This is a genomic window from Massilia antarctica (genome assembly GCF_015689335.1).
Taxonomy (GTDB): Bacteria; Pseudomonadota; Gammaproteobacteria; order Burkholderiales; family Burkholderiaceae_D; genus Telluria_A; species Telluria_A antarctica.
The window spans coordinates 4,921,964-4,943,668 of the sequence record NZ_CP065053.1 but is presented as its reverse complement, the minus strand read 5'-3'; the positions used below and the strand labels follow the sequence as shown (position 1 = coordinate 4,943,668).

The 21,705-nt window shown below is 63.3% G+C and carries 22 protein-coding genes; 7 read left to right on the top strand and 15 right to left on the bottom strand.

Annotated elements, in window-relative coordinates; all coding sequences use genetic code 11:
• Nucleotides 1-17 precede the first annotated feature (17 nt).
• Nucleotides 18-1,709: a methyl-accepting chemotaxis protein gene (locus IV454_RS21985; protein WP_206087833.1), complete on the bottom strand. Its 1,692-nt coding sequence runs from the start codon at nt 1,707-1,709 to the stop codon at nt 18-20.
• A 133-nt stretch (nt 1,710-1,842) separates the two neighbouring features.
• The gene (locus IV454_RS21980) at nt 1,843-2,754 is read right to left on the bottom strand and encodes an EamA family transporter (RefSeq protein WP_206087832.1); all 912 of its coding nucleotides are present in this window, start codon (nt 2,752-2,754) and stop codon (nt 1,843-1,845) included.
• Nucleotides 2,755-2,839: 85 nt separating this feature from the next.
• Between IV454_RS21980 and IV454_RS21975 the strand changes: the two genes are divergently transcribed.
• Nucleotides 2,840-3,355, top strand: a complete 516-nt coding sequence (locus IV454_RS21975; protein ID WP_206087831.1) for a MarR family winged helix-turn-helix transcriptional regulator — start codon at nt 2,840-2,842, stop codon at nt 3,353-3,355.
• 14 nt (nt 3,356-3,369) lie between these two features.
• Here the strand turns inward: IV454_RS21975 and IV454_RS21970 are convergent, their stop codons facing one another.
• Nucleotides 3,370-4,569, bottom strand: a complete 1,200-nt coding sequence (locus IV454_RS21970) for an MFS transporter (protein WP_206087830.1) — start codon at nt 4,567-4,569, stop codon at nt 3,370-3,372.
• Nucleotides 4,570-4,653: 84 nt separating this feature from the next.
• On the opposite strand from IV454_RS21970, the gene IV454_RS21965 reads away from it, so the two are divergent.
• The gene (locus IV454_RS21965; protein ID WP_206087829.1) at nt 4,654-5,562 is read left to right on the top strand and encodes a LysR family transcriptional regulator; all 909 of its coding nucleotides are present in this window, start codon (nt 4,654-4,656) and stop codon (nt 5,560-5,562) included.
• 39 nt (nt 5,563-5,601) lie between these two features.
• Here IV454_RS21965 and IV454_RS21960 read toward each other — a convergent pair whose 3' ends face one another.
• From IV454_RS21960 to IV454_RS21945, 4 genes are read right to left on the bottom strand one after another with little or no spacing between them, the layout of a single operon-like run.
• On the bottom strand, nt 5,602-6,057 hold the full coding sequence (locus tag IV454_RS21960) for a MaoC family dehydratase (protein ID WP_206087828.1): 456 nt from the start codon (nt 6,055-6,057) through the stop codon (nt 5,602-5,604).
• Nucleotides 6,050-6,520 carry a MaoC family dehydratase gene (locus tag IV454_RS21955; RefSeq protein WP_206087827.1) on the bottom strand — a complete coding sequence of 157 codons (471 nt, stop codon included), beginning with the start codon at nt 6,518-6,520 and terminating at the stop codon, nt 6,050-6,052. Before IV454_RS21955 ends, IV454_RS21960 begins: the two co-directional genes overlap by 8 nt.
• Nucleotides 6,517-7,662: an acyl-CoA dehydrogenase family protein gene (locus IV454_RS21950; protein ID WP_206087826.1), complete on the bottom strand. Its 1,146-nt coding sequence runs from the start codon at nt 7,660-7,662 to the stop codon at nt 6,517-6,519. Before IV454_RS21950 ends, IV454_RS21955 begins: the two co-directional genes overlap by 4 nt.
• A 9-nt stretch (nt 7,663-7,671) precedes the next feature.
• The gene (locus IV454_RS21945) at nt 7,672-8,862 is read right to left on the bottom strand and encodes an acyl-CoA dehydrogenase family protein (RefSeq protein WP_206087825.1); all 1,191 of its coding nucleotides are present in this window, start codon (nt 8,860-8,862) and stop codon (nt 7,672-7,674) included.
• Nucleotides 8,863-9,311: 449 nt separating this feature from the next.
• On the opposite strand from IV454_RS21945, the gene IV454_RS21940 reads away from it, so the two are divergent.
• The 3 genes from IV454_RS21940 to IV454_RS21930 all read left to right on the top strand — a co-directional run bounded on the left by IV454_RS21940 (nt 9,312) and on the right by IV454_RS21930 (nt 11,570).
• A complete protein-coding gene (locus IV454_RS21940) occupies nt 9,312-10,133 on the top strand; it encodes a substrate-binding periplasmic protein (RefSeq protein ID WP_206087824.1) in 822 nt (273 codons plus the stop codon).
• Nucleotides 10,134-10,199: 66 nt separating this feature from the next.
• Nucleotides 10,200-10,592 carry a VOC family protein gene (locus IV454_RS21935; RefSeq protein WP_054267779.1) on the top strand — a complete coding sequence of 131 codons (393 nt, stop codon included), beginning with the start codon at nt 10,200-10,202 and terminating at the stop codon, nt 10,590-10,592.
• A 180-nt stretch (nt 10,593-10,772) separates the two neighbouring features.
• Complete coding sequence (locus IV454_RS21930; protein ID WP_206087823.1) at nt 10,773-11,570, top strand: DUF4184 family protein; 798 nt, start codon at nt 10,773-10,775, stop codon at nt 11,568-11,570.
• Nucleotides 11,571-11,621: 51 nt separating this feature from the next.
• Here IV454_RS21930 and IV454_RS21925 read toward each other — a convergent pair whose 3' ends face one another.
• From IV454_RS21925 to IV454_RS21915, 3 genes are all read right to left on the bottom strand, one after another.
• Entirely contained in the window at nt 11,622-13,862 is a 2,241-nt protein-coding gene (locus IV454_RS21925; RefSeq protein WP_206087822.1) for a carboxy terminal-processing peptidase, read from the bottom strand.
• Nucleotides 13,863-14,036: 174 nt separating this feature from the next.
• Entirely contained in the window at nt 14,037-14,546 is a 510-nt protein-coding gene (locus tag IV454_RS21920; protein ID WP_206087821.1) for a hypothetical protein, read from the bottom strand.
• Nucleotides 14,547-15,003: 457 nt separating this feature from the next.
• Nucleotides 15,004-15,252, bottom strand: a complete 249-nt coding sequence (locus tag IV454_RS21915; RefSeq protein WP_206087820.1) for a DUF3297 family protein — start codon at nt 15,250-15,252, stop codon at nt 15,004-15,006.
• A gap of 158 nt (nt 15,253-15,410) precedes the next feature.
• Between IV454_RS21915 and IV454_RS21910 the strand changes: the two genes are divergently transcribed.
• Nucleotides 15,411-16,073: a hypothetical protein gene (locus IV454_RS21910; RefSeq protein WP_206087819.1), complete on the top strand. Its 663-nt coding sequence runs from the start codon at nt 15,411-15,413 to the stop codon at nt 16,071-16,073.
• Between the two features lie 25 nt (nt 16,074-16,098).
• Here IV454_RS21910 and IV454_RS21905 read toward each other — a convergent pair whose 3' ends face one another.
• The 5 genes from IV454_RS21905 to IV454_RS21885 all read right to left on the bottom strand — a co-directional run bounded on the left by IV454_RS21905 (nt 16,099) and on the right by IV454_RS21885 (nt 20,690).
• Nucleotides 16,099-17,364, bottom strand: a complete 1,266-nt coding sequence (locus IV454_RS21905) for a DUF7684 family protein (protein ID WP_206087818.1) — start codon at nt 17,362-17,364, stop codon at nt 16,099-16,101.
• A gap of 60 nt (nt 17,365-17,424) precedes the next feature.
• Complete coding sequence (locus tag IV454_RS21900) at nt 17,425-18,036, bottom strand: hypothetical protein (RefSeq protein ID WP_206087817.1); 612 nt, start codon at nt 18,034-18,036, stop codon at nt 17,425-17,427.
• Nucleotides 18,037-18,081: 45 nt separating this feature from the next.
• Entirely contained in the window at nt 18,082-18,630 is a 549-nt protein-coding gene (locus IV454_RS21895) for a thymidine kinase (protein ID WP_206087816.1), read from the bottom strand.
• Nucleotides 18,631-18,699: 69 nt separating this feature from the next.
• Nucleotides 18,700-19,626 carry an NADP-dependent oxidoreductase gene (locus tag IV454_RS21890; protein ID WP_206087815.1) on the bottom strand — a complete coding sequence of 309 codons (927 nt, stop codon included), beginning with the start codon at nt 19,624-19,626 and terminating at the stop codon, nt 18,700-18,702.
• Nucleotides 19,623-20,690: an alkene reductase gene (locus IV454_RS21885; RefSeq protein ID WP_206087814.1), complete on the bottom strand. Its 1,068-nt coding sequence runs from the start codon at nt 20,688-20,690 to the stop codon at nt 19,623-19,625. The genes IV454_RS21890 and IV454_RS21885 overlap by 4 nt, the downstream gene beginning before the upstream one ends.
• 102 nt (nt 20,691-20,792) lie before the next feature.
• On the opposite strand from IV454_RS21885, the gene IV454_RS21880 reads away from it, so the two are divergent.
• Entirely contained in the window at nt 20,793-21,698 is a 906-nt protein-coding gene (locus tag IV454_RS21880) for a LysR family transcriptional regulator (RefSeq protein ID WP_206087813.1), read from the top strand.
• Nucleotides 21,699-21,705 lie beyond the last annotated feature (7 nt).

Here is a 21,705-nt window from a genome sequence, read left to right as displayed (position 1 = left end):
GGAGGGGGAGCGGCTGCTCAAAATTCCTCCCAATCGTCCGTCCCGGCGGCGGCCACCTCCCGTTTGCGCGCGCCCACCGGGCTGGCCGTCCGTGCCGGCCGTTCCACCGCCACCGGCGCCTGCACCTTGCGCAGCACCGGCTTGGCCCGTTCTTCCGCCACGCCGGCCGGCAGCTTGAACACGCTGACCACACTAGCCAGGGTTCCCGCCTGATCCTGCAGCGCCCCGGCGGCGGCGGCCGCTTGTTCCACCAGCGCCGCGTTTTGCTGCGTCACCTCGTCCATCTGGGTGATGGCCTGGTTGATCTGCTCGATCCCGGCGGTCTGCTCCACGCTGGCCGCCGTGATCTCGCCCATCATGTCGGCCACGCTCTTGATACTGGTGACGATCGCCTGCATCGTCGATCCGGCCCGGTCCACCAGTTCGCTGCCCTGCGCGACCTTGTCCACCGAGTCGTCGATCAGCATCTTGATTTCCTTGGCCGCCGCCGCCGAGCGCTGCGCCAGGTTGCGCACCTCGCTGGCCACGACCGCGAAGCCGCGCCCCTGCTCGCCGGCGCGCGCCGCTTCCACCGCCGCATTGAGCGCCAGGATATTGGTCTGGAACGCGATCGATTCGATCACGCTGATGATGTCGACGATCTTGCGCGAGGACTCATTGATCGATCCCATCGTGTCGACCACCTGCGCCACCACAGCCCCGCCCTGCACCGCCACGTGCGAGGCTGAAATGGCCAGCTGGTTGGCCTGGCGCGCGTTGTCGGCGTTCTGCTTGACGGTCGATGTCAGCTCTTCCATCGACGACGCGGTCTCCTCCAGCGAACTGGCTTGCTGCTCGGTGCGCGCCGACAGATCGAGGTTGCCGCTGGCGATCTGGCCGGAGGCCGTCGCGATCGCATCGGTCCCACTGCGCACCTGGCTGACGATATTGCGCAAGCCCGTGTTCATGTCGGCCAGGGCATGCAGCAATTGCCCCGTTTCGCTGGACGATCCGGGCGCAATCCGGGCACTCAGGTCGCCCGCCGCCACCGTCCTGGCCACCCGCACCGCGTCATTGATCGGCAAGATGATCGAGCGGGTGATCCACCATCCCGCCGCCACGCCGATCAGCAACCCCAGTGCGCCCTGCCACAGCATCATGGTGCGCGCCTCGGCGATGCTGGTGTCGACCGCGGCGCTGGCCGCTTCCGCCATGCGCTTTTGCAAGGCGACCAGGGCGGTGATCGAGGCCTGCAGCGCGTCGAGCGCGGGCAAGGTTTCGGAGCGCATCAAGCCTGATGCTTCATCGCGCTGGTTCTCGTCGATCAGTTTAATGACGCGCGAGTACGAGGTGACGAAGACGGCGCGCTCGCGCATCACCCGCGCCAGCAGTTCGCGCCCTTCGCGCGAATCGATCAGCTTGTCGAGCGTCGCCAGCGCGGCGGCGATTTGCTTCTTGTTCGCTTCGATGCGCTGGTGGATGGCGGCCACCTGCGCCGGGTCGCTGACGATGAACAGTTCGAGCGTCCTGCGCGCATTGGCGCGCGTGCCGACGTTGACCTCATTGGCCGCTTCGGCCTTGACCCATTCGTGATCGACCATGTGCGCGGTGCTCTCGCCTGCGCTGTTGAGCAGGGTGATGCCGGTGCCGACCAGGGTCCCTATCAGCAGCAGCAACAGGCCGAAACCGGCCCCCAGACGAACACCGATCTTCAAGTTCGCAAGTTTCATCCGGACTCCTGGCTGATGTATGAACGACGATCGCTACCCCTCAGTCCATACTAGTCCCAACTGCGTGCCCCATTCTCCCGTGCATATTGATAGTTGCGGTGTGCCTTCCTTCGCGTCGATGAAAAAATCGGCTTCATGATTGACAAGGATTGCTGCCCCTCGGTGCGTTCGTTTGCGCGCCAGGCAAGGTGGCCCACTGTACCGCGATGATGCTGGCGAACACCGTCACCAGCCCGGCCAGCGACATGCCCGTCATGGCTTGCCCAAGCAAGGCCCAGCCAAGAATCACCGCCGTCAATGGACTGAGCAGACCGAGCGACGACACCGCCACCGGCGAGAGCCGCGCCAGGCCGCGAAACCACAGCACATAGGCGGCCATGGTGCCGATCAGCACCAGGTAGGCGTAGGCGAGCATCTGGGTGCCGGTCAGCGCCGGCAGCGGCGGATCGATGGCCCACGCTGCCGGTAGCAGCATCACCCCACCGGCGAGCAATTGCCAGCCCGTGAATGCCAGCACAGGCACCTCGGTTTTCCAGCGCCGCGCCAGATAGGTGCCGGCGGCCATGCAGGCCGCGCCGGCCAGCGCCGCCGCAATGCCGGGTCCATCCCATACGGCGCCCGGCGCGAGCAGCAGCGCCGCCATGCCGAGTATCCCCGCCACGCAGGCCGCGATCGCCAAAGCGCTGGCGCGGCGCCCATCGAACGCCCAGACCAGCCCGACCACCAGCAGCGGCTGGATCGCGCCCACCACGGCCGCCAGGCCGCCGGGCAAGCGATAGGCCGCCACGAACAGCAAGGCCTGGAAGAAGCCGATATTGAGTGCGGCAAGCAGCGCCAGCCGGCCCCACTGAGCGCGTTCGGGCAGGCGTCTGGCCCACAAGGTCAGCAAAATACCGGCCGGCAAGGTACGCAGCAGGGCCGTGGTGAAGGGCCGGTCCGGCGGCAGCAATTGCGTGGCGACGATATAGGTCGAGCCCCAGATGGCCGGCGCCAGGGCGGTGAGGAGGTAGTCGGTCCAGGATTGCGGTTGTTGCGTGTCAGCCATGCCAGTGCTCCTTGCATTTATCTTCAATTGAAGATAATAGCTTAGCATATAATCTTGAGTTCAAGATAAATCGGAGAGGTTCATCATGGAAACTGAGCGAGCGCCGGACGCGGTCGATTCGATCCTTGCGCAGTGGCGCCGGGAACGGCCCGATCTCGATTGCGGCCCGATGGGCACGATCGGGCGCATCAAGCGTTGCGCGGCCCTTTTGCAGCGCAGGCAGGAAGAGGTGTTTTCCGCTTACGGGATGAGTAGCTGGGAATTCGACGTGCTGGCCACCTTGAAGCGTTCCGGGGCACCGTACCGCCTGGCGCCGACGGCCCTGTTCTCAAGCCTGATGATTACCTCGGGCACGATGACGCACCGCCTGAAGGGCCTGGAAACGCGCGGCCTGGTCCTGCGCGTGCCCCACAGCGGCGATGCGCGCAGCGTGCTGGTGCAGCTGACAGCGGACGGCCTCGACCTGATCGAGCGCGCCGTGACGGCCCACGTGGCGAACCAGCATCGCATATTGGCCTCGACCGCGGCGGACGACCTGGCCGCGATCGATGCCGCCCTGTCGCGCCTGCTGGGTGTGCTGGAGCCCGGCGCGCAAGACTGACCCTCCGGTGGGCATCATGCGCGCGCCCGCTGCCAGGAGGCGGCGCCGGAGAACTGCCGCGCCAGCGCGGCCAGGGTCAGGCAGCCGACCGCGCACAGCACCATCCAGGGCAGGCCCGGCAGGCCCAAGGCCCTGCCCGCGTCGAGCAGATATCCGCCCGCGACGTAGCCGATCAAGCCGCCCAGCGCCAGCCCGATCCTGCCGAGGCCAATGTAGCTGGCGCGCGCCCGCAGCGTCGCATGGCGCGCCACGATGGCTTCGCGCGCCGGCTCGGCGATGAGGCCGCCGATATAGAACAGCGCCATCACGCCAAACACCCCGGCGGCGCCCGATACCAGCGCCATGGCCGCAAGGCTGGCCGTCATCACGCCGATTCCGAGCAGCAGGCGCGCCTCCTCGCTCAGGTAGCGTTCGCCCAGGCGTGCCATGGGATAGAGCAGCAGCACGGCGAGCAGCGCATCCATGCTGTACATCCAGGCGACGGACTGGGTGGTCCCGGTCACGTGGGTCAGCAGCACCGGCAGCAGCAACATCAGCTGGACCTGCAACACGTAGTAACCGCTCAAGGTCAGCACCAGGGTCAGGAAGGGCTTGTCGCCAAGCGGCACCCGGATCGCCGCCAGCGCAGCCGTGCCGGGAACGGCGACCCGGTAGGCGGGCAGCGCCAGCGCATTGACCAGCGCCGCCAGCACGAACACCGCGCAGCCGCCCATCGCGACCCAATAAAAATCCAGGCCGAGCAGGAAGGTGCCGAGCAAGGCGCCCAGCACGGCCGCCGCGCTTTCGAGCATCATCAGCAGGGCGTAGAAGCGGCTGCGCTCGGCCGGACGGGTCAGTTTGACGACCAGCGCCCCGCGCGCCGGTTCGAACAGGCTGCCGCCCAGCCCTGACAAGATGCAGGAAACGAACAGGTGGGCCGGGCTGGCGGCGTAGGCAAGCAGCCCGAAACCGGCGGCCCGCAGCAGCATGCCGCCCACGATCAGGGGCTTGGCGCCAAACCGGTCGGAGAGCGAACCGCCGAGCAGCCCCAGCCCCTGTTGCGACACCTGGCGCAAGCCGAGCGCCAGGCCGACCGCCGCCGCGGCCCATCCGAGCTGATCGATAAAATGCAGGCCGATGATGGGAAAGACCAGATAGAAACCGGCCACCACCAACAGATTGTCGATCATGATAAAACGTTTGCCCCGCACCCTCGCGCCGCTGGATCCCGCCATGTTCCTGCTCCCACGTCATCAACGATCTTTCATCTTAGGCAAGAGCGAGACATAATAGAAGCCACCAAATTTGGATGTTTGATATTGGATATTTTTATGTCTGTGAGTTTCGACGATCTGCGCCTGTTGATGGAAATCGTGGAATACGGCAGTTTTACCCAGGCCGCCGCGCGGCGGCGCTGGTCGCAGCCACAAGTGAGTCAGCGGGTGAGCGCGCTGGAAGATCAGCTTGGCGTACAGCTATTCCGGCGCCACCGCCGCGGCGCCCTGCCCACCGAAGCCTGCGTCACGTTCCTGCCGGCCGCGCGGGCCGCGCTCGCTGCGCTCGAGCTCGGCATGGAATCGGTCCAGGGCGTGCCCGCCTTGCCGACAATGCGCCTTGCCTGTGTGCCGTCGCTCGCGTCCATGCTGTTCGGCCCGATCCTGCTGGCCCTGGCGGAGGCGCCCATGGAAATTCGCTGTACCACGAACCACTCGCCGATCATCATGGAGTTGCTCCTCACCGATCGAGCCCAGCTCGGCTTTGTATTGCGATGCCCTGCGATTGCCGGTATCGAACTGGAACGCATTTGCGTGTCGCCCATTATCGCCGTGGTGCAGCGCGATCATCCGCTCGCGCGCTCGCCCGCTTGCATGCTGGCCGATATCGCGAACGCACAACTGGCCCCGCAATTCTGGGGGGCGGAATGCGATGAATTAATCGGACGCCTGCACGCTAATCGCACAACGAATATACCGATTCATGCGATCCAGCCGGCCAGTGCCGCACTTGAGCTGGCGCTGGAGCATGGCTTCCTGACGTTCATGCCTGAAATGGCGGTAGCGAAACAGTTGAAGGATGGGAGTCTGGTCAAACTCGACATCGCCGATTTGCCGCTGTGGGAGTGGGAAGTCATGATGGCGTGGCGCAGCGGGAAGCGGGTCGATGCGAGCAAGCAGATGGTGTTGCAGGTTGTGCGAAACATAGCGGCCGGCTGGACCCCGGCCAGGTAAATCTTGCCGCCACGTTCGCGCAGGGCCGGATCGGCACGATCAGGCGTAGCGGCGGATCAGCAGTTCGGCCACGCACACCGGTTTGGTGCCGCCCTCACGCTCGACGACGACGCTCCATTCGAGCTGCGCGCCACCGTCGATGGGTTCGACCTGCTGCAAGGTCAGGCGCGCGCGCACGCGGCTGCCGACCGGCACCGGGGCCGGAAAGCGCACCTTGTTCAAGCCATAGTTGACGACCATCTTCGCGTCCACCATGCGCAGCGCCCGCTCGAACAGGCCGGAAATCAGGGACAGGGTCAGGAAGCCATGCGCCACCGGGCCGCCGAAGGGCGATTCGCGCGCGCAGCGTTCGAGGTCGACGTGGATCCACTGGTGGTCCTCGGTGACGTCGGCAAACAGATTGACCCTCTCCTGGGTGATCTCTACCCAGTCCGACACGGCCAGTTCCTGCCCGGTCAGCGCCTGCATGTCGGCCAGGGTGGCAAATTCACGCATCGCGATCCTCCTTCGGGCGGCGCCCGAGCATGCCCATGCCTTCGATGATGCACGCTACCTCGCCGTGCTGGTTCACCGCCCGCCAGGTCGACCAGACCACGCCGCGGTCGGGACGCGAGCTCGATGGCTTGAGCGCGGTGGTGATGTAGGTGACGGTGAGCGTGTCGCCGGCGCGCACCGGCTGCGGCCAGCGCACCTTGTCCAGGCCCGGGGAACCCATGCTCGACGAGGCGCACCACAGGCCGTCGACCACCATGCGCATCATCATGCTGCAAGTGTGCCAGCCGCTGGCGATGACGCTGCCGAAGATGGACGCCTTGGCCGCGTCATGGTCCACATGAAAGGGCTGCGGGTCGAACTGGGTGGCGAAAGCGATGATTTCGTCTTCGCTCACGGTGCGGCTACCGAGCTCGATCTCCTGGCCGACGTAAAAGTCCTCGAAATACCAAGTGGTTTTCGTCATGCCATCTCTCCGGCCGCGAAACCCGGCTGCGCGATGAAGCGCTGCAGGTGGTGGTCGGAGTCGCCCAAGGTCAGCTCGATCATGGTGAGGCGCTTGAAGTGGTGCGCGGCCGGCAGTTCATCGGTCACGCCCATGCCGCCGTGCAGCTGGACCGCCTGCTGGCCGACGAACTTGAGCGCCTGGCCGACCCGGAACTTGGCAGCCGACACGGTACGGCGCCGTTCTTCCGCATCGTTCGAGGCCAGGCGCACGGCGGCCAGCAAGGCCATCGAGCGCGCCTGCTCCAGGTGAATGTACATATCGGCCATGCGGTGCTGCAGCGCCTGGAATTTGCCGATCGGCGCGCCGAACTGGGTGCGCGTCTTGAGGTAGTCGAGGGTGGCCGCGAAGATCGCTTCCATCGCGCCCAGCGCTTCGGCGCACAGCAGGCCCGCGCCATAATCGGCGCCGGCGTCGAGCAGTTCCCAGCCCTGGCCCTCCACGCCGATCAGGCTGGCGGCGGGCAGCTGCACCTTGGTCAAGCTGATCTCGGCGGCGCGCTGGCCGTCGAGCGTGCGGTAGTCGCGCACGGCGACCCCATCGGCATCCACAGGCACCACGAACAGGGACACGCCGTCGCTGCCGCGCTGCGCGCCGCTGCTGCGTGCCGACACGATCACGCTGCCGGCCTGGCCGCCGTGAATCACCACGCTCTTGTGGCCATTGAGGATGTAGCCGCCCGCACTGGCGACGGCCGTGGTGGCGATGTCCGACAGGTCGTGGCGCGCCTGTTTTTCGGCCAGCGCGCACGCCAGTTTGAGTTCGCCGCCGGCCACTTGCGCCAGCAGGTCGGGGTGCTTGCCGCCCAAGGTCAGGAAATGCGCGCCGAGCACGGTGGCGAAATACGGTTCGACCACCAGGCCGCGCCCCAGCTCCTGCATCACGACGAACATGTCGACCGCCGTGCCATTGAAGCCGCCCTGCTCTTCCGGCACCGGCAAGGCCAGCATGCCCAGTTCGGCCAGCGCGGCCCATGCCGTGTCGGAGGTGCCCGAATCGGAGTGAACGATCTTCTTGCGCGCCTCGAAGCTGTAATCCTTGCTCACCCAGCGCTTGAGGGCATCGGCGAAGGCCAGCTGTTCTTCCTTGAAGTTGAAATCCATGTCAGTCCCTCACAGGCCCAGGATCATCTGGGTGATGATATTGCGTTGAATCTCGTTCGAGCCGCCGTAGATGGAGGTCTTGCGGAAATTGAAGTAGTGCGCGGCCAACGGCGCGGCATCGTCATCGTCGAACACGCTGTGCGGCGTCTCCGATTCCAGATAGGCCGGGTCGAACGGCAGCGCCATCGGGCCGACCGCTTCGACCATCAGCTCCGTGAGGGTCTGCTGGATTTCGGTGCCGCGCACCTTGAGCACCGACGCTTCCGGTCCGGGCGCCTTGTGCTCTTGCGCCAGCACGCGCATGACGGTCATCTCCAGCGCCATCAGTTCGATTTCGAGGGTGGCCACCTTGGCGGCGAACAGCGGGTCTTCGATCAGCGGCTTGCCATGCTTGTTGCGCTGCGCGGCGATGCGCTTGAGCGAGGCCAGTTCGCGCTTGGAGCGGCCGACGGCGGCGATGCCCGTGCGTTCGTGGCCGAGCAGGTATTTGGCGTAGGTCCAGCCCTTGTTTTCCTTGCCGACCAGGTTTTGCACCGGCACGCGCACATTGTCGAAGAAGACTTCGTTCACTTCGTGGTCTTCGTCGAGCATGATGATCGGGCGTACCGTCACGCCGGGGCTGTGCATGTCGATCAGGAGGAAGGAAATGCCTTCCTGTTTGCGCACGCCGCTGTCGGTGCGCACCAGGCAGAAGATCATGTCGGCATGCTGGGCCAGGGTGGTCCAGGTTTTCTGGCCGTTGACGACGTAAAAATCGCCATCCCTTGCGGCGCTGGTCTTGAGCGATGCGAGGTCGGAGCCGGCGCCCGGTTCCGAGTAACCCTGGCACCACCAGTCCTCGCACGACAGGATGCGCGGCAGGAAGTGGGCTTTCTGTTCGTCGCTGCCGAAGGCCATGATGACCGGGGCGACCATGTTCACGCCAAACGGCAGGATTGGCGGGGTGCCGGCGCGGGCACATTCTTCTTCCCAGATGTGGCGCTGCACGGCGCTCCAGCCAGGGCCGCCGAATTCGATGGGCCAGCCCGGCGCCACCCAGCCTTGTTTGGCCAGGGTCTGGTGCCAGCGCACATAGTCGTCCTTCGACAGGCGCAAGTGCTTGCGCACCTTTTGCTGCAGATCGGCCGGCAGATTGGCGTCGAGGAAGGCGCGCGCCTGGTCGCGGAACGCCAGGTCCTCGCTCGTATAGTTCAGGTCCATACAGTCTCCTTGTTGTTATCGCCTAAAAATAGCACGACCGTTCACAATGATTGTACCCGAAATAATCGCGGCGGGAAGATGGCTTTTGCGGCCCTCCATATCGGTCCATGTGAGGCAGTAAACTGCGGGTTCAGATCACCTCGACCGACAATTCAATGAGGCGCCTCCATCGTTTGACCGGCCACCCGGCCTTGGCGGTCCAGCAGTGGCGTCCTGGAAAATCAGAAATGACATCGGTTGCAATTAGTCTTAGCCAGAAGCACACGGTTGGCGTGCGGCGCAGGACGGCAAAATTAGTCAGCACGCCTATTTGCGATACTTTGCCATTGCACAATCATGCGCCAGCCCATGTTAATCTGACTGCATTAAATGACATATCGGCGTGTAATGGGACAGTACTGTTGCGTTTCAAGTAACAACAAGCCCGCCGCGGCTCACCCGGAGCGCGATTGATGACGCCTTGCCGACTTCCCGCTCGCCTGCTGGCACTGCCGCTGTGCTGCGTGCTGAGCCTGGGCGCGGTCGCCGGCACGGGCGGCGGCGCCAGGGCGGCCGCTTCACCGCCCGAGATGTTGTTGGCGAGCACAGACTGGTTGCCCTACACCGGGGCGCGGTTGCCGTTGGACGGCGCGGCAAGCGCGGTGGTGGCGACGGCGGCGCGGCGTTTTGGCTATACCGTGCGCTTCGCGTATTTTCCGTGGCTAAGGACCGTGCAGCTCGGCCACGAGGATCCCCGGTTTGCCGGTTATTTTCCGGCCTACTACACGGAAGAACGCGCGCGCGATTGTCACTTGTCGGCGCCGATCAGCACCAGCATCGTCGGCCTGGCTTATCTGAAGAGCACACCCTTGCATTGGCACAGCGTGGGTGACCTGGCCGGCATGAAGATCGGCGTGGTCGCGGGCTACGCCAATGGCGCCCTCTTCGACGCGATGGTCAAGGCGGGCAAGATCCGCGCCGACCTCTCGCGCGGCGACCTGCTCAATCTCAAGAAACTGCTGGCGGCGCGGGTGCCCGCGATTGTCATCGACAAGGCCGTGCTGCGTTACCTGCTGTTTAGTTCCCCTGAGTTCGCGGGTCAGCGCGAGCAGGTCGTTTTTCACGACAATATCCTCGGCGAGATGGCGGTGCACATCTGCTTCCAGCCCACGAAAGCGGGGCTGAGCTTGCAACAGTCGTTCAATGCGGCGCTGCGTGACATTGATCTCGGCAAATTCGAGGCGGCCTACTTCAGGGAGCTCGAAGCCGCCGAAAAATCAAGGGCGAAATAAGCCGCGGCATCGCCACCACCACAAGAATCAAGCCCTGAGAACAGTCAGGATACAAGGAGAAATAGTATGTTCAATCACATCATGGTGGGCACGAACGATATCGAGCGCTCAAAACGGTTCTATGACGCGCTGCTCGGCACGCTCGGCGCGGGCGAGCCGCTTCGCAATGTGGCCGCATCCGGTCACACCCGGCTATTCTATCGTCATGATGGAAGCACGTTTTGCATCACCGAGCCGATCAACGGCGAGGAAGCGACGTGCTCGAACGGCGCGACGATCGGCTTCAAATGCAATTCGCCTGAGCAGGTAACGCAATTTCACGATGTCGCGGTGGCGCATGGCGGCGTATCGTGCGAAGCCCCTCCGGGCTTGCGTGAAGGCGACATGGGCGCCGTGTATTTATCGTATGTCCGCGATCCGGACGGGAATAAACTCTGCGCGCTGCATCGTCCTAAATAATCCCCGGGTGACATGCGCCACCTTGGCCAATGACGGCGCTCGATTCGACATCGCCTGCTGGGACAGCGGCGCGACGACACTCATCAACCTTCCGGCGCACGCTCAGCGCTCGTTCATTGCCAAATTTCCCGATACGCAGCCGCGAAGCAGTGGCCGAAGGGCGCGGCAATAAAGGCTCCAATGCCATTTACCTTATGTCATCCCGCCATTGTCATTCCGTTGCATCGATGTGCACGCGGTGTCACATCCCTGCCGGCGCTGGTGATCGGCAGCATGATGCCGGATTTCGTCTACTTCTTTGCCTTTGGCGTCAGCGGCAGGTTCAGTCACAGCGTGTCCGGGATACTCCTGTATTGCGTCCCCGTCGGCGCCCTGGTGTATCTCCTCTATTACGCCCTGTTGAGGCAAGCATTCCTTGCATGGTTGCCGCAGGCGCTGAGCGCGCGCATGGCGTGGCAAATTCCGATGCCTTTTCCAGGTGCGCGAGCGGCATGGGTGGCGCTCCTTTCGCTGGCAATCGGTGCCTCGACCCATATTGCCTGGGACGCTTTCACGCACCCCGGTACATTGCTCGTCAATCACTTCGGACTGGCACGCGCGCTGGCGTCGATCGGCGGCCACGACATACCCGTGTTCAAAGTTCTGCAGCATATGAGCAGTCTGATCGGATTCCTGGTGATCGCCAGTTGCACCGCCGCCTGGGTTTTACGCAGCCAGCCCGGCCCAGCGTATCCACTTTCTTTGAGCAACCGCCAGCGGGTGCTGGTTCTGGCGATGGTCGGGGCGGCGGCCGTGGCTGGCAGCGCGGCGGGGCTGCTGCTTCGACATGCGACAACCCTTGAACGCGGGCTCTTCAACGCGATCACCACTGGCATGGCGAGCGCAGCAATGGCCGTTGTGCTGCTGTGCGTCGGATGGAAAGCATGGGCGCACCACAGGATTGAGAAAAGCAGACATGTCAGGCAGGCCGGGGAGTAAACGACAACGGGGCCCGTCAGGCCCCGTTGTCGCAAATTACTTCAGACCTGCTCAGTTACCGGGTTTGGCGGCCGGCAAATAAGGCATCAGCCGTGCTGCCATCCGCGTATCGGTCTTGAGCATCTCGACTTCGTCGGAGAGGACGTGCGCCGCTTCCTGCAGCATCACATCCTTGGCATCCTTGGCCGCTTTTTCGGCGGCCAGTTCGGACGCCAGATTGCGCTCGTCGGCCTGCAAGCCATCGTCCTGACGGTTGGCCTTGGCGACAGCAGCCTTGCTCGTCTTGGCCGGCGACGCCAGCTTGCTGCGCGCATCCTTGGCGTCGGTCACGTCGGCCGGATCGTCGGTGACGGCGGCGCGCAGGGCGACCTGGCGGGCCTCGCGCTGCTTGGCCTTGGCTTCGAGCGCATCGCGTTCCTTGCGCCGCACCGCTTCGTTGAGCGAAATCACGTTATCCTTGCGCAGCTTACGCAACTCGGCCATGTCTTCCTGCAGGTACTGGAAGTCCTTATCCTTGGCGATGCGCGCTTCGTGGCGTTTTTGCAGCGGAGCAACCAGTTGCTTGAGGTTGCCAGACGGCGTATACACCGCCGGCTTGATCGCAACCCACGGCAGGGCATTGTCGTAGCTGGACTCGCCGAAGCCTTCCGGATCGGACGTAACCGGCATCTTGATGTCGGGCGTGACGCCGCGCAACTGCGTGGTGCCGCCATTGATGCGGAAAAATTGCGCAATCGTCATCTTGAGCTCGCCGTAGCGCGCTTTTTCACCCGGGTTGCCACGGTCGAGGTTGACCAGGGTCTGGACCGTGCCCTTGCCGAAGCTCGGTTCGCCCAGCACCAGGCCGCGGCCGTAATCCTGGATCGCGGCGGCGAAAATCTCGGACGCCGATGCCGAACCGCGGTTGATCAGCACGCCCATCGGGCCATCCCAGGCCAGGCCGGGCTGGGTGTCGTTTTCGACCTCGACCTTGCCATCGGCGCTGCGCTGCATGACGACCGGGCCTTTGTCGATGAACAGGCCGGTCAGCTCGACCGCCTCGCCCAGGGCGCCGCCGCCATTGTTGCGCAGGTCGATCAGCACATTGTCGACTTTTTCTTTCTTGAGCTCGCCCAGGATGCGGGCCACGTCGCGCGTGGCGCTCTTGAAGTCCTTGTCGCCACGGCGGCGCGCATCAAAGTCCAGATAGAAGGTCGGCAGGGAAATCACACCCACCCGGCGCTTGACGCCGCCATCCTTGACTTCAATGATGGTTTTCTTGGCGGCTTGCTCTTCCATGTTGATTTTCTTGCGCACCAGCGCCACCGTGACCGTCTTGCCATCGGTACCGGCATCGACCGGCAGCACGTTCAGGCGCACCACCGATTCCTTGGGGCCACGGATCAGCTGCACCACATCATCGATGCGCCAGCCGAGCACGTCGGTGAAACCAGGCGAATCGGCCTGGGCCACGCCGACGATGCGGTCGCCTACCTTGAGCTTGCCGGACATGCCGGCCGGGCTGCCGACCACGATTTCGCGGATGACGGTGTAGTCTTCGCGTTGCTGCAGCACGGCGCCGATGCCGTCGAGCGACAGGCGCATGGCGATGGCGAAATTGTCGGCCGAACGCGGGCCGAGGTAGTTGGTGTGCGGCTCGATCGAGGTGGCGTAGGCATTCATGAAGGTCATGAACACATCTTCGCTGTCGACCTTGCTCATGCGGCCGGCGTAATTTTCGTAGCGCTTATCCAAAGTGTCGCGGATTGACTTGTCATCTTTTCCTGCCAGCTTGAGGCGCAGCCAGTCGTTCTTGACGCGCTTGCGCCACAAGTCGTGCGCTTCGTCCAGGTTTTTCGGCCAGGCGGCTTTTTCGCGGTCGATCTGGAAGGTTTCGTCGACGGTGAAGTCGAACTTACCCTTGAGCAGTTCACGCGAATAGGCGAAGCGCTCGTTGAAACGCTGCTGGTACAGGCTGTACATGGCGAACGGCGTGGTCAGGTTTTCTGTCTTGATCGCGTCGTCGAGCTTGGTACGGATGCTGTCGAACGAGTCGATATCGCTCTGCAGGAAGTGCAGGCGGTCGCCATCGAGGGACTTGAGGTAGCGGTCGAAAATCTTTTCGGACATCGCATCGTCGAGCGGCGTGACCTTGTAATGGTGGCGTCCAAAGACGGTGGCGGCCCAGGCGGCGGCCTGCGTTTGCGTCGCAACCGGCCGCAGCTGGGTGGCGCCTACCTTGACGGGCTGCGGGACTGCCGCTTGTGTCGTCGCGGCAAATGCCAGTGCGACCATCAACATGTGCTTCTTCATTCGTTGTCTCTCCGAGCGGGAACTGGTGTTATCTGCGGGCGAAACCCTGCACTGCAAGGGCGCCCAGCCGCTAAATCGGCTACTGCAGCTGATTCTAACAGGATAGTGGCGCGCGGCAGAGCCATCCGGCACGTTGCCGCGAATCCGAGCTTACGGGCTGGGGGCGGTGCGGGTTCATGGATTTACAAATTGAAACAGGTGCGGCCGGAAGTGAAACGCCAGCCAGGCCGCGCCAACGATGATAAACAGATAGGGCCAGGAGCGTACTGCGATACGCCAATCGACCATCGATGGCCAGAACGACAAAAACTGGGGGGCCAGCGCCAGCGCGACGAACAGGTCGCGCATGTCGAACTGCCAGGGTTGACGGGTGCGCCACCAAGCCACGCAGAACGGCAGCAGCACGATCACCAGCGGTGCCAGTGCGGCCGGGGCAGCGTTGTACCAGCGCACCCGGGTCAGGGTGACCGAGCCCAGCTCCCAGTGCCGCCCTACCCTGCGCGGAATCACGGTGAACGAGGCGGGCCGGGCGCCGGTCAGCAAGCCGGCCACGAAGTGCGCCAGTTCATGGCAGATGGTGCCGGCAACGGTGAACAGAAAAAAGAACGGATGGGCACCGGCCAGCACCCGGATCACCAGCGCCAGCGCGGCCGAGGGCGCGAGGTAGAGGAGAATCTCTTTCATGGGCCCGCTATCGGCAATGCGGCGGGGAATTGTCCGGCGTTCATCGTCGCACTTATATCATAGACCAGCCCGGCGGGACGCCAGCATGCTATCGTGCGCCGAAATGAGCGGATCGCAGTACTGGCGACATGGCACGGGTACCGGCGCTGCCGCAGCCGCTGACGCCAGCGCAAACGGTTTTCGGCATGGATGGCCACCGGTCGGGATAGCTGGATCAGGATGTGGGGCGCGAGGCTGGTAGCATGACTGGCAGAAGGATTACGGTATCCCGTGCATTCTGTACGGCGCTTGCTGACGGCAGTGTGGCAGCCGGCGGGGATATTGCAAGACCGGTTGTACAAAATAATATCCCCGCTGGCCATACCGACTGAAAAGAGCGCGGCATCGCAGCGGGGATGACAAGGCAATAACAGGTGCCGCAGCCGGCGTTCAATCCGCCGGACAGGGTCAAACCGCTCTATTTATAGAACGCTTCGACTTTGCCTTTGAGTTTGATGAGCATCGGATGGCCCTTGCGGTCCAGGGCTTTCAGGGATGGAATCTTGATCCAGCCTTCGCTGATGCAGTATTCCTCGACATTGAGGTATTCCTTGTCGTTGAGCATGATGGCGACGTCGCGCTCGAACGCCGCTTCATTGTGAAAAGGGCTGCGCGGATCGATCGACAGGCGGTCGGGCAATGGGGGGAGTGTAGTGGTATCGTTCATGGACGAATTATCCACCAGATCGGCGCGCAGTACAACGGGCTTCGGTGCCGCCTTTTGCGTCAATGGCAAGTATGGCATCATGCGCCTTTCGGGCAGCATGCCCCACTTCAAAGGAAATCATGACAGCAGTGACACGACTCAGGGATGCGGAAGACGCCATGCGCGAAGGCCGCCACGAGGAGGCATTGGAAGCCTTTATCTGGTTCTATCAACACGCCCTGGATGAAGATCCGTCGCTGGAAGAAATGCGCTACTACCTGATCGGCATGTGGGTCGAACTGGGCAAGGCCTATCCCAAGGCGCTCGACGCGCTGCGCACGATCCGCAGCGAAAAAACCGATGCACTGCTAGGTGGCGAAAACGACCGGGAAGTGTTTTGGGATATCGTGATCATCGATGCGGAGCTCGGCAATACGGCGGCCACGTATCAGTTCTATATCGCGCTGGCCGAGGCGTGGCCGGCGTTTGCGTCCGAGTGCGCGCTGATTGCCATGCCCGCCATTGTAGAGGCGCAGGATTATGCGCTGGCAGCGAGCCTGATGCCGGCAGCGGAACCGTTTGTGCGCGAAATGGCCGTCGTACTGGAACAGGAGATTGCGGCGATCAAGCACCGTCCCTTGTCGCGCACGCCCGAGCGCTGGGCAGAAATCACCACGTACGTCAGCGAAGTGCAGCGGGTACTCACCGTCCTGGCCGGAAATGGCGATCCTCACGAAGCGGCCCGCATCAAAGCCCTTGCAGTAAGCCTGATCAAAAGCCCGTCCGTGCGCAGGGAAGTCGCGGCCGGATTGCGCAAAGGTGCGAGGGCGCGGCGCTCCTGACAGCATTAATCACGACACGCGCGATTCACGCTGCCGCGTAGGCTTGCAGCAGCGCGTCCTCGTTTGCCGTGTCGGAAATATGCAGCAGGACGGTCTGCCTGAGTTCAACCGCCGGATGGGACGCGGCGTATTTGCAAAAGCCGAGAGCTTTCTCGATCGGATCGTGCGCATGCCAAAAAGTGTAAACGAAATGGTCGGCCGGTATATCGCCGAACTCGAACGCTTCGATATTGGCCGTGTCAACAGCGTCGTCCCAGGTACTGCAATCGACACCCCAGGCGACCATGCAGCGGCAACCCGATTCGACAATCCAGTCGCTGACCTGCGATTGCCATCCCGGCGAGACAGCGGCGTCGGCGATGACGACCATCTTGTACGGCGCCGGCCGTACGCGCCCAGTGGGCGTATCGCCCGGCGCAAGATGAATATAAATGACGGGATAAGACATGCAAACACCTCCTTGCCCAAGGGGCTTTTCAGCCCGCATAACAACACCGGCCGCAGGCCTGGCGCACCTACTCGTTTCCGCCGATACTGACCTGCTCGCCTTCCCTGATCCGCCTGCCCTGCCCGTCCACACGAAAATTCGTCCTGGCTTTCGTCCCGCAGGTGCGGCTGTCTTGCAATCCTTCGAATATGCCGGTGGCTGAACGCCAGCCGTGGGGCCGCAAACAATACTTTGCTTTAGCACCAGGAGGGGTGCATGAGTAACTGTTGGATTCAGAGGTTCCGAAGTTTCAAATTGAAATTCCCCATATCCGACGTCCTTCGCTCCACAAACCTCCTTTGCCTTCGGCAGCAGCTCCAGTCGCCCTGCCTCGACAGTCTTGCTGCGGTAGCTCTTCAGCACGAAATGAAACGAGTCGTTGCCAAGGCGCTGGATATCAATCTGTGGCGGCTGGATGGGTTGCGGACTCGCCACCTTCCCCTCCATGGATTGTTTCATCCTTTCGTTCAACTGCTCAAACTCCACCATGAGTTGCTCGCACGCCGTTTTACTAGCCTGGCACAGTGCGGTCATATCCATGCCAACTGCGCCGTCGCGCAAAACGATGGCCCGCTTCACAACCGCAGGGTGCGCAGGATGATTTGAAGGTGTGAACGACCAGATTGTGTTTGCAGGCTTCTCATTGAGAATTGTCCAGCCCTCCTCGACGGAGACATTAACGTCGCTTCTGGCTTTCAAAGCCTTCAACGCTGCGGCGACAGTCGGGTATCCAACTCCACGCCCCTCCTGAGCGAATGCTGCGAGAGGAATGATGGTTGCCAGTACAAGCAGTAAGCTTCGCATCGCCGTGGACCTGACCTGAGATCGATTGAGTGAGTTTTCTATCACGGCACCACTGTCGATTTACGGTAAGAGTGGATAGCCGATTTCAGCAGCTTCGCGACGCGCGACATCCACCTCTGCGTCCGGATTGAGCGCCAGGATCATCGTTTCACTCATGGGAACATGGCCAAACACGGCACAAACTGCTTGATGGTCTACCGGAACTTCGAAGTAACTCTCAGCCCACGCTTGATAGCCAGATGGCCCGGAGCCAAGCAGGGAAAGCATGTCGTCCGAACCATCGTCTTGAAGCGAGCCTTGAACCTTGTTCCAAGTCGCATCATCAGTTTTCCGCCAATAGCAAAACGTGGCGTCTTGCATGGAGAATGCTGGCTCGTTCAAGAATGCCGAAAATCCGCACGGCACCTGTACCTGCAACCTTGCACTAAACGTGTTGTCACCGGCCAGTTCATGGGCGAACCCTTTCAGAGCGGCGCCAACTGAGTCGAACAGCAAGAACCACGCGTCCCCGGACCCGTTGCGCATGGACGCCATCTCCATTCCCGGCGCCCACGCGCAATTGAAGCTGAAATAGCGATACTGCCATTCCGGGCAAAGAATGGCATCCAACATGGCCAGTGACTGCGCGACTGCACGAAGTTCGGGAATGGAAGGAAGACAGATTGGTTTCATGTCGATTTGTCGCTCACTGGACGAGTCATCGTCCGGGAATCAAGCCTATGTATAAAAACACCGGCCGCAAGCCTGGCGATACTGCTCGTTTCCGCCGATGCTGACCTGCTCGCCTTCCCTGATCCGCTTGCCCTGCCCGTCCACGCGGATATTCATCGTGGCTTTCTTCCCGCAGGTGCAGATATTCTTCAACTCTTCGATATCGTCGGCCAGCGCCAGCAAATACGCCGACCCCGGAAACGGCTCGCCGCGAAAATCGCTGCGCAAGCCGTAGCAAATCACCGGCACGCCCCTGACTTGCGCCAGCTGGTGCAATTGCTGCACCTGGGCGGTCGATAAAAACTGCGCTTCGTCGACCAGCACGCAAGCCACGCGCGGCGCATCGTTCAGGAAATCGGTCGCGCCATCGAAAATATCCACTTCACGCTGCGGCCCGAGGCGCGATGTGACCTGCCCGACGCCATAGCGGCTGTCGATCGCGGCCGTGTACAGCTTGACCTGCTGCCCCTGCTCTTCATAGTTATGCGCGACCTGCAGCAGTGCTGTCGACTTGCCGGCGTTCATCGCCGAATACCTGAAATAAAGTTTTGCCACTGCGTGTTCCCACCGATTGAAGCGCGTCATTATAGCAAGCGCGGCGGGCCAGCTTGTTGCACCTTAGCATCAGCGAGTGAAATCGACGACCACCTTGCCAGGCGCATGTCCGCTGTGGGATTGCTCGATCGCCTGCGCCAGTCCATCGAAGGCGACCACCCGGGCGATTGTCGAGCGCACGGTGCCGGCGGCCACCAGCGAGGCAATCTCGGTCAGCTGCTGCTGGTCCGGCACCATCATGAACCACAGGCCACGCCGCCCGGCAGGCGCGCGCGCCACGATGTCCGGCGCGGCCGTGCTGACGACGGCGCCCCCGTCGGCGAGAACCTGCCAGGAGCGGTCCAGGGTGTCGCCGCCGACCAGGTCGAGCACCAGATCGACATCGCGCACCTGCTCCTCGAAGTGCTCGGCGTGGCGGTCGATGACTTTGTCCGCGCCCAGCGCAAGCACATGCTCGCGGCTCGATGCCGATGCTGTCGCCACCACCACCGCGCCCGCCGCCTTTGCAAACTGCACCGCAAAGCCCCCTACTCCGCCAGCGGCGCCGTGAATCAGCACCTGCTGGCCCGGCCGCAGCGGGCCGGCGGCGCGCAGCGCCTGCCACGCGGTCAGGCTGGCCACCGGCAGCGCCGCCGCCTGCGTGTAATCCATCTCCTGCGGCACGCGCGCCAGCCTGTCCGCCGCGATCGCGACCATGTCGGCATAGGCGCCAAGCCTGCCCAACGGACCCATGACACGGTCGCCCACCGCAAACCCCGTCACACTGGCGCCGACCGCCATCACCTCGCCGGCCAGTTCGATGCCGAGGGTTGCGGGCAACGCCAGCGGGAACGCGGCCTGCAGGTAGCCCTGGCGGATCTTCCAGTCCAGCGCATTGACGCCGGCCGCGTGCACCTTCACCAGCACGTCATCGGCGCCGGGCGCCGGGACGTCGACCTGGTCGACCTGGACCACGCCGGCGGCGCCATAACCGTGAATGCGAACGGCGCGATTCATGCTGCTTCTCCCAAGGTCGGGTAATCGGTGTAGCCGGCCGGGCCGGGCGAATAAAAGGTCGACTGGTCCGGGGTGTTGAGCGGCGCATCGACGCGGAAGCGCTGCACCAGATCGGGATTGGCCAGATACAGGCCGCCGAACACCGCGGCGTCGGCACCTTGCCCGCCGATGACGGCTTGCGCGGCCGGTTTCGTCAATCCGCCACCCTGCAGATACGCGCCGGCGAACAGGGGCCGCAGCGCCGCGTGGTAGTCGAACGACGTCTTGAACAGCGCCACGTGCAGGTAGGCCAGGTTCAACGGGGCCAGTTGCTGCACCAGATAACGGTAGGTCTGCTGCGGCGTGGCGTCGCTGATGTCGTTAAAGCCCATCTCCGGCGATATCTTGATGCCGACCCGCTCACCGCCGGCTTCACCAACCATCGCAGCCAACACCTCGAGAATGAAGCGCGCCCGGTTTTCAATCGAACCGCCATATTGGTCGGTGCGCTCGTTGGTCGAGGAAGACAGGAACTGCTCCGGCAAATAGCCCGATGCCGCATGCAGCTCGACCCCGTCGAAGCCGGCGGCAAGCGCGTTGCGGGTCGCGGCGCGGTACTCGTCGACCACCTGCCCCACCTCGCTGGTTGTCAGTGCGCGCGGCTGCGCCAGTTCCAGCGGTCCGGCATCGGTATAGACCGTGCCGGCCGCCTTGATCGCCGATGGCGCAACGGGCGCGGCGCCGTCAGGCAGCAGGGTCGGATGCGAGATGCGCCCACAATGCATCAGCTGCATGAAGATCCGCCCACCCTTGCGGTGCACTGCATCGGTGACCTTCTTCCACGCGGCGATCTGTTCTTCGGTATGGATGCCTGGCGTGCGCACGTAGCCCTTGCCCATCGGGGCGGGCCAGGTACCTTCGGTGATCAACAGGCCAGCACCGGCGCGCTGTTCGTAATAGGTGATGGTTGCCGCGGACGGCACGCCACTGTCGCCGTCGGCGCGCGAACGGGTCATGGGCGCCATGACGACGCGGTTAGGCAAGGTGAGACTTCCGAGATCGAGCGGGGTGAATAAGGTATTCATCTGATTCCCTTCTGACTGAGTGAAAAGCCATGGTACATTGCTGCGACAATACGAGAAATAGTCAAGAATGGAATTCACTGATGCATAAATGGAGCAATCGACGTGCAACTACTTAATTACATGCATCTCTACGTGGAAGTCGCGCGGACCAAAAATTTCCGCAAAGCGGCCGACACCCTGGGCATGTCGAGTTCCACGCTCTCGCGCAATATCGCCGCGCTGGAAAAGGAAATCGGCGTGCGCCTGCTGCACCGCTCCACGCGCCGGGTCGAGCTGACCGAGGCCGGCGAGGCTTACTTCAACCGCTGCCAGGGCATCGTGGAAGAAGCCAACGTGGCGCACGAAGCGCTGCGCGGCGAAGCGGCCCACCCGAGCGGCACCTTGCGCATCTCGATGCCGGTGGACTTTGCCATCGACTATCTGGCGCCGGTGCTGGCCGAATTTGCCGCGGCCTACCCGCTGATCGACTTCGAACTCGATGCCGGCGCGCGCCGGGTCGACCTGCTGGCCGAACCGTTCGACCTGGCGATCCGCATGGGGCCTGCGCCGGCCGCGCCATCGACCCTGGTCGCGCGCCAGATCGCGCTGCTGGAGCGGCATTTGTACGCGTCGCCCGCTTACCTCGATCAGGCGCCGCCGCTGTCCCATCCCGAGGATCTGGCGCATCACACATTGTGCGTCGCCGGCGGGATCAAGCAGGAAGGATGGGTCCTTTTCAACGGCGCGGACAGCACGACCGTGCCCGTCGCAGCGCGCTTCAGCTTGAACAGCATGGGGTTGAGCCGCGCGCTGGCGGCCCAGGGAGCCGGCATCGCCATCCTCGACAGCGTGATCGCGCGCGACGAACTGGCGTCAGGGCAGTTGCGCCGGGTGCTGCCGCAATGGAGCCTGGCGCCGATCCCGGTGCATGCGATTACCGATACTCGCCTGCTGTCGGCGCGCACCCGGCTGTTCGTGGATTTTTTGAAGGCGCGCCTGCCCGGGCACGACTCAGTCGCGCGGCGCTAGCACCGGT

Bases quoted from the DNA above. Each gene is read 5' to 3' on its own strand.
- IV454_RS21900 (WP_206087817.1), bottom strand. From the start codon at position 18,036: ATGAAACCAATCTGTCTTCCTTCCATTCCCGAACTTCGTGCAGTCGCG.
- IV454_RS21950 (WP_206087826.1), bottom strand. From the start codon at position 7,662: ATGGATTTCAACTTCAAGGAAGAACAGCTGGCCTTCGCCGATGCCCTC.
- IV454_RS21905 (WP_206087818.1), bottom strand. From the start codon at position 17,364: ATGCGAAGCTTACTGCTTGTACTGGCAACCATCATTCCTCTCGCAGCA.
- IV454_RS21975 (WP_206087831.1), top strand. From the start codon at position 2,840: ATGGAAACTGAGCGAGCGCCGGACGCGGTCGATTCGATCCTTGCGCAG.
- IV454_RS21970 (WP_206087830.1), bottom strand. From the start codon at position 4,569: ATGGCGGGATCCAGCGGCGCGAGGGTGCGGGGCAAACGTTTTATCATG.
- IV454_RS21985 (WP_206087833.1), bottom strand. From the start codon at position 1,709: ATGAAACTTGCGAACTTGAAGATCGGTGTTCGTCTGGGGGCCGGTTTC.
- IV454_RS21915 (WP_206087820.1), bottom strand. From the start codon at position 15,252: ATGAACGATACCACTACACTCCCCCCATTGCCCGACCGCCTGTCGATC.
- IV454_RS21955 (WP_206087827.1), bottom strand. From the start codon at position 6,520: ATGACGAAAACCACTTGGTATTTCGAGGACTTTTACGTCGGCCAGGAG.
- IV454_RS21890 (WP_206087815.1), bottom strand. From the start codon at position 19,626: ATGAATCGCGCCGTTCGCATTCACGGTTATGGCGCCGCCGGCGTGGTC.
- IV454_RS21925 (WP_206087822.1), bottom strand. From the start codon at position 13,862: ATGAAGAAGCACATGTTGATGGTCGCACTGGCATTTGCCGCGACGACA.
- IV454_RS21960 (WP_206087828.1), bottom strand. From the start codon at position 6,057: ATGCGTGAATTTGCCACCCTGGCCGACATGCAGGCGCTGACCGGGCAG.
- IV454_RS21885 (WP_206087814.1), bottom strand. From the start codon at position 20,690: ATGAATACCTTATTCACCCCGCTCGATCTCGGAAGTCTCACCTTGCCT.
- IV454_RS21910 (WP_206087819.1), top strand. From the start codon at position 15,411: ATGCGCGAAGGCCGCCACGAGGAGGCATTGGAAGCCTTTATCTGGTTC.
- IV454_RS21980 (WP_206087832.1), bottom strand. From the start codon at position 2,754: ATGGCTGACACGCAACAACCGCAATCCTGGACCGACTACCTCCTCACC.
- IV454_RS21920 (WP_206087821.1), bottom strand. From the start codon at position 14,546: ATGAAAGAGATTCTCCTCTACCTCGCGCCCTCGGCCGCGCTGGCGCTG.
- IV454_RS21935 (WP_054267779.1), top strand. From the start codon at position 10,200: ATGTTCAATCACATCATGGTGGGCACGAACGATATCGAGCGCTCAAAA.
- IV454_RS21930 (WP_206087823.1), top strand. From the start codon at position 10,773: ATGCCATTTACCTTATGTCATCCCGCCATTGTCATTCCGTTGCATCGA.
- IV454_RS21945 (WP_206087825.1), bottom strand. From the start codon at position 8,862: ATGGACCTGAACTATACGAGCGAGGACCTGGCGTTCCGCGACCAGGCG.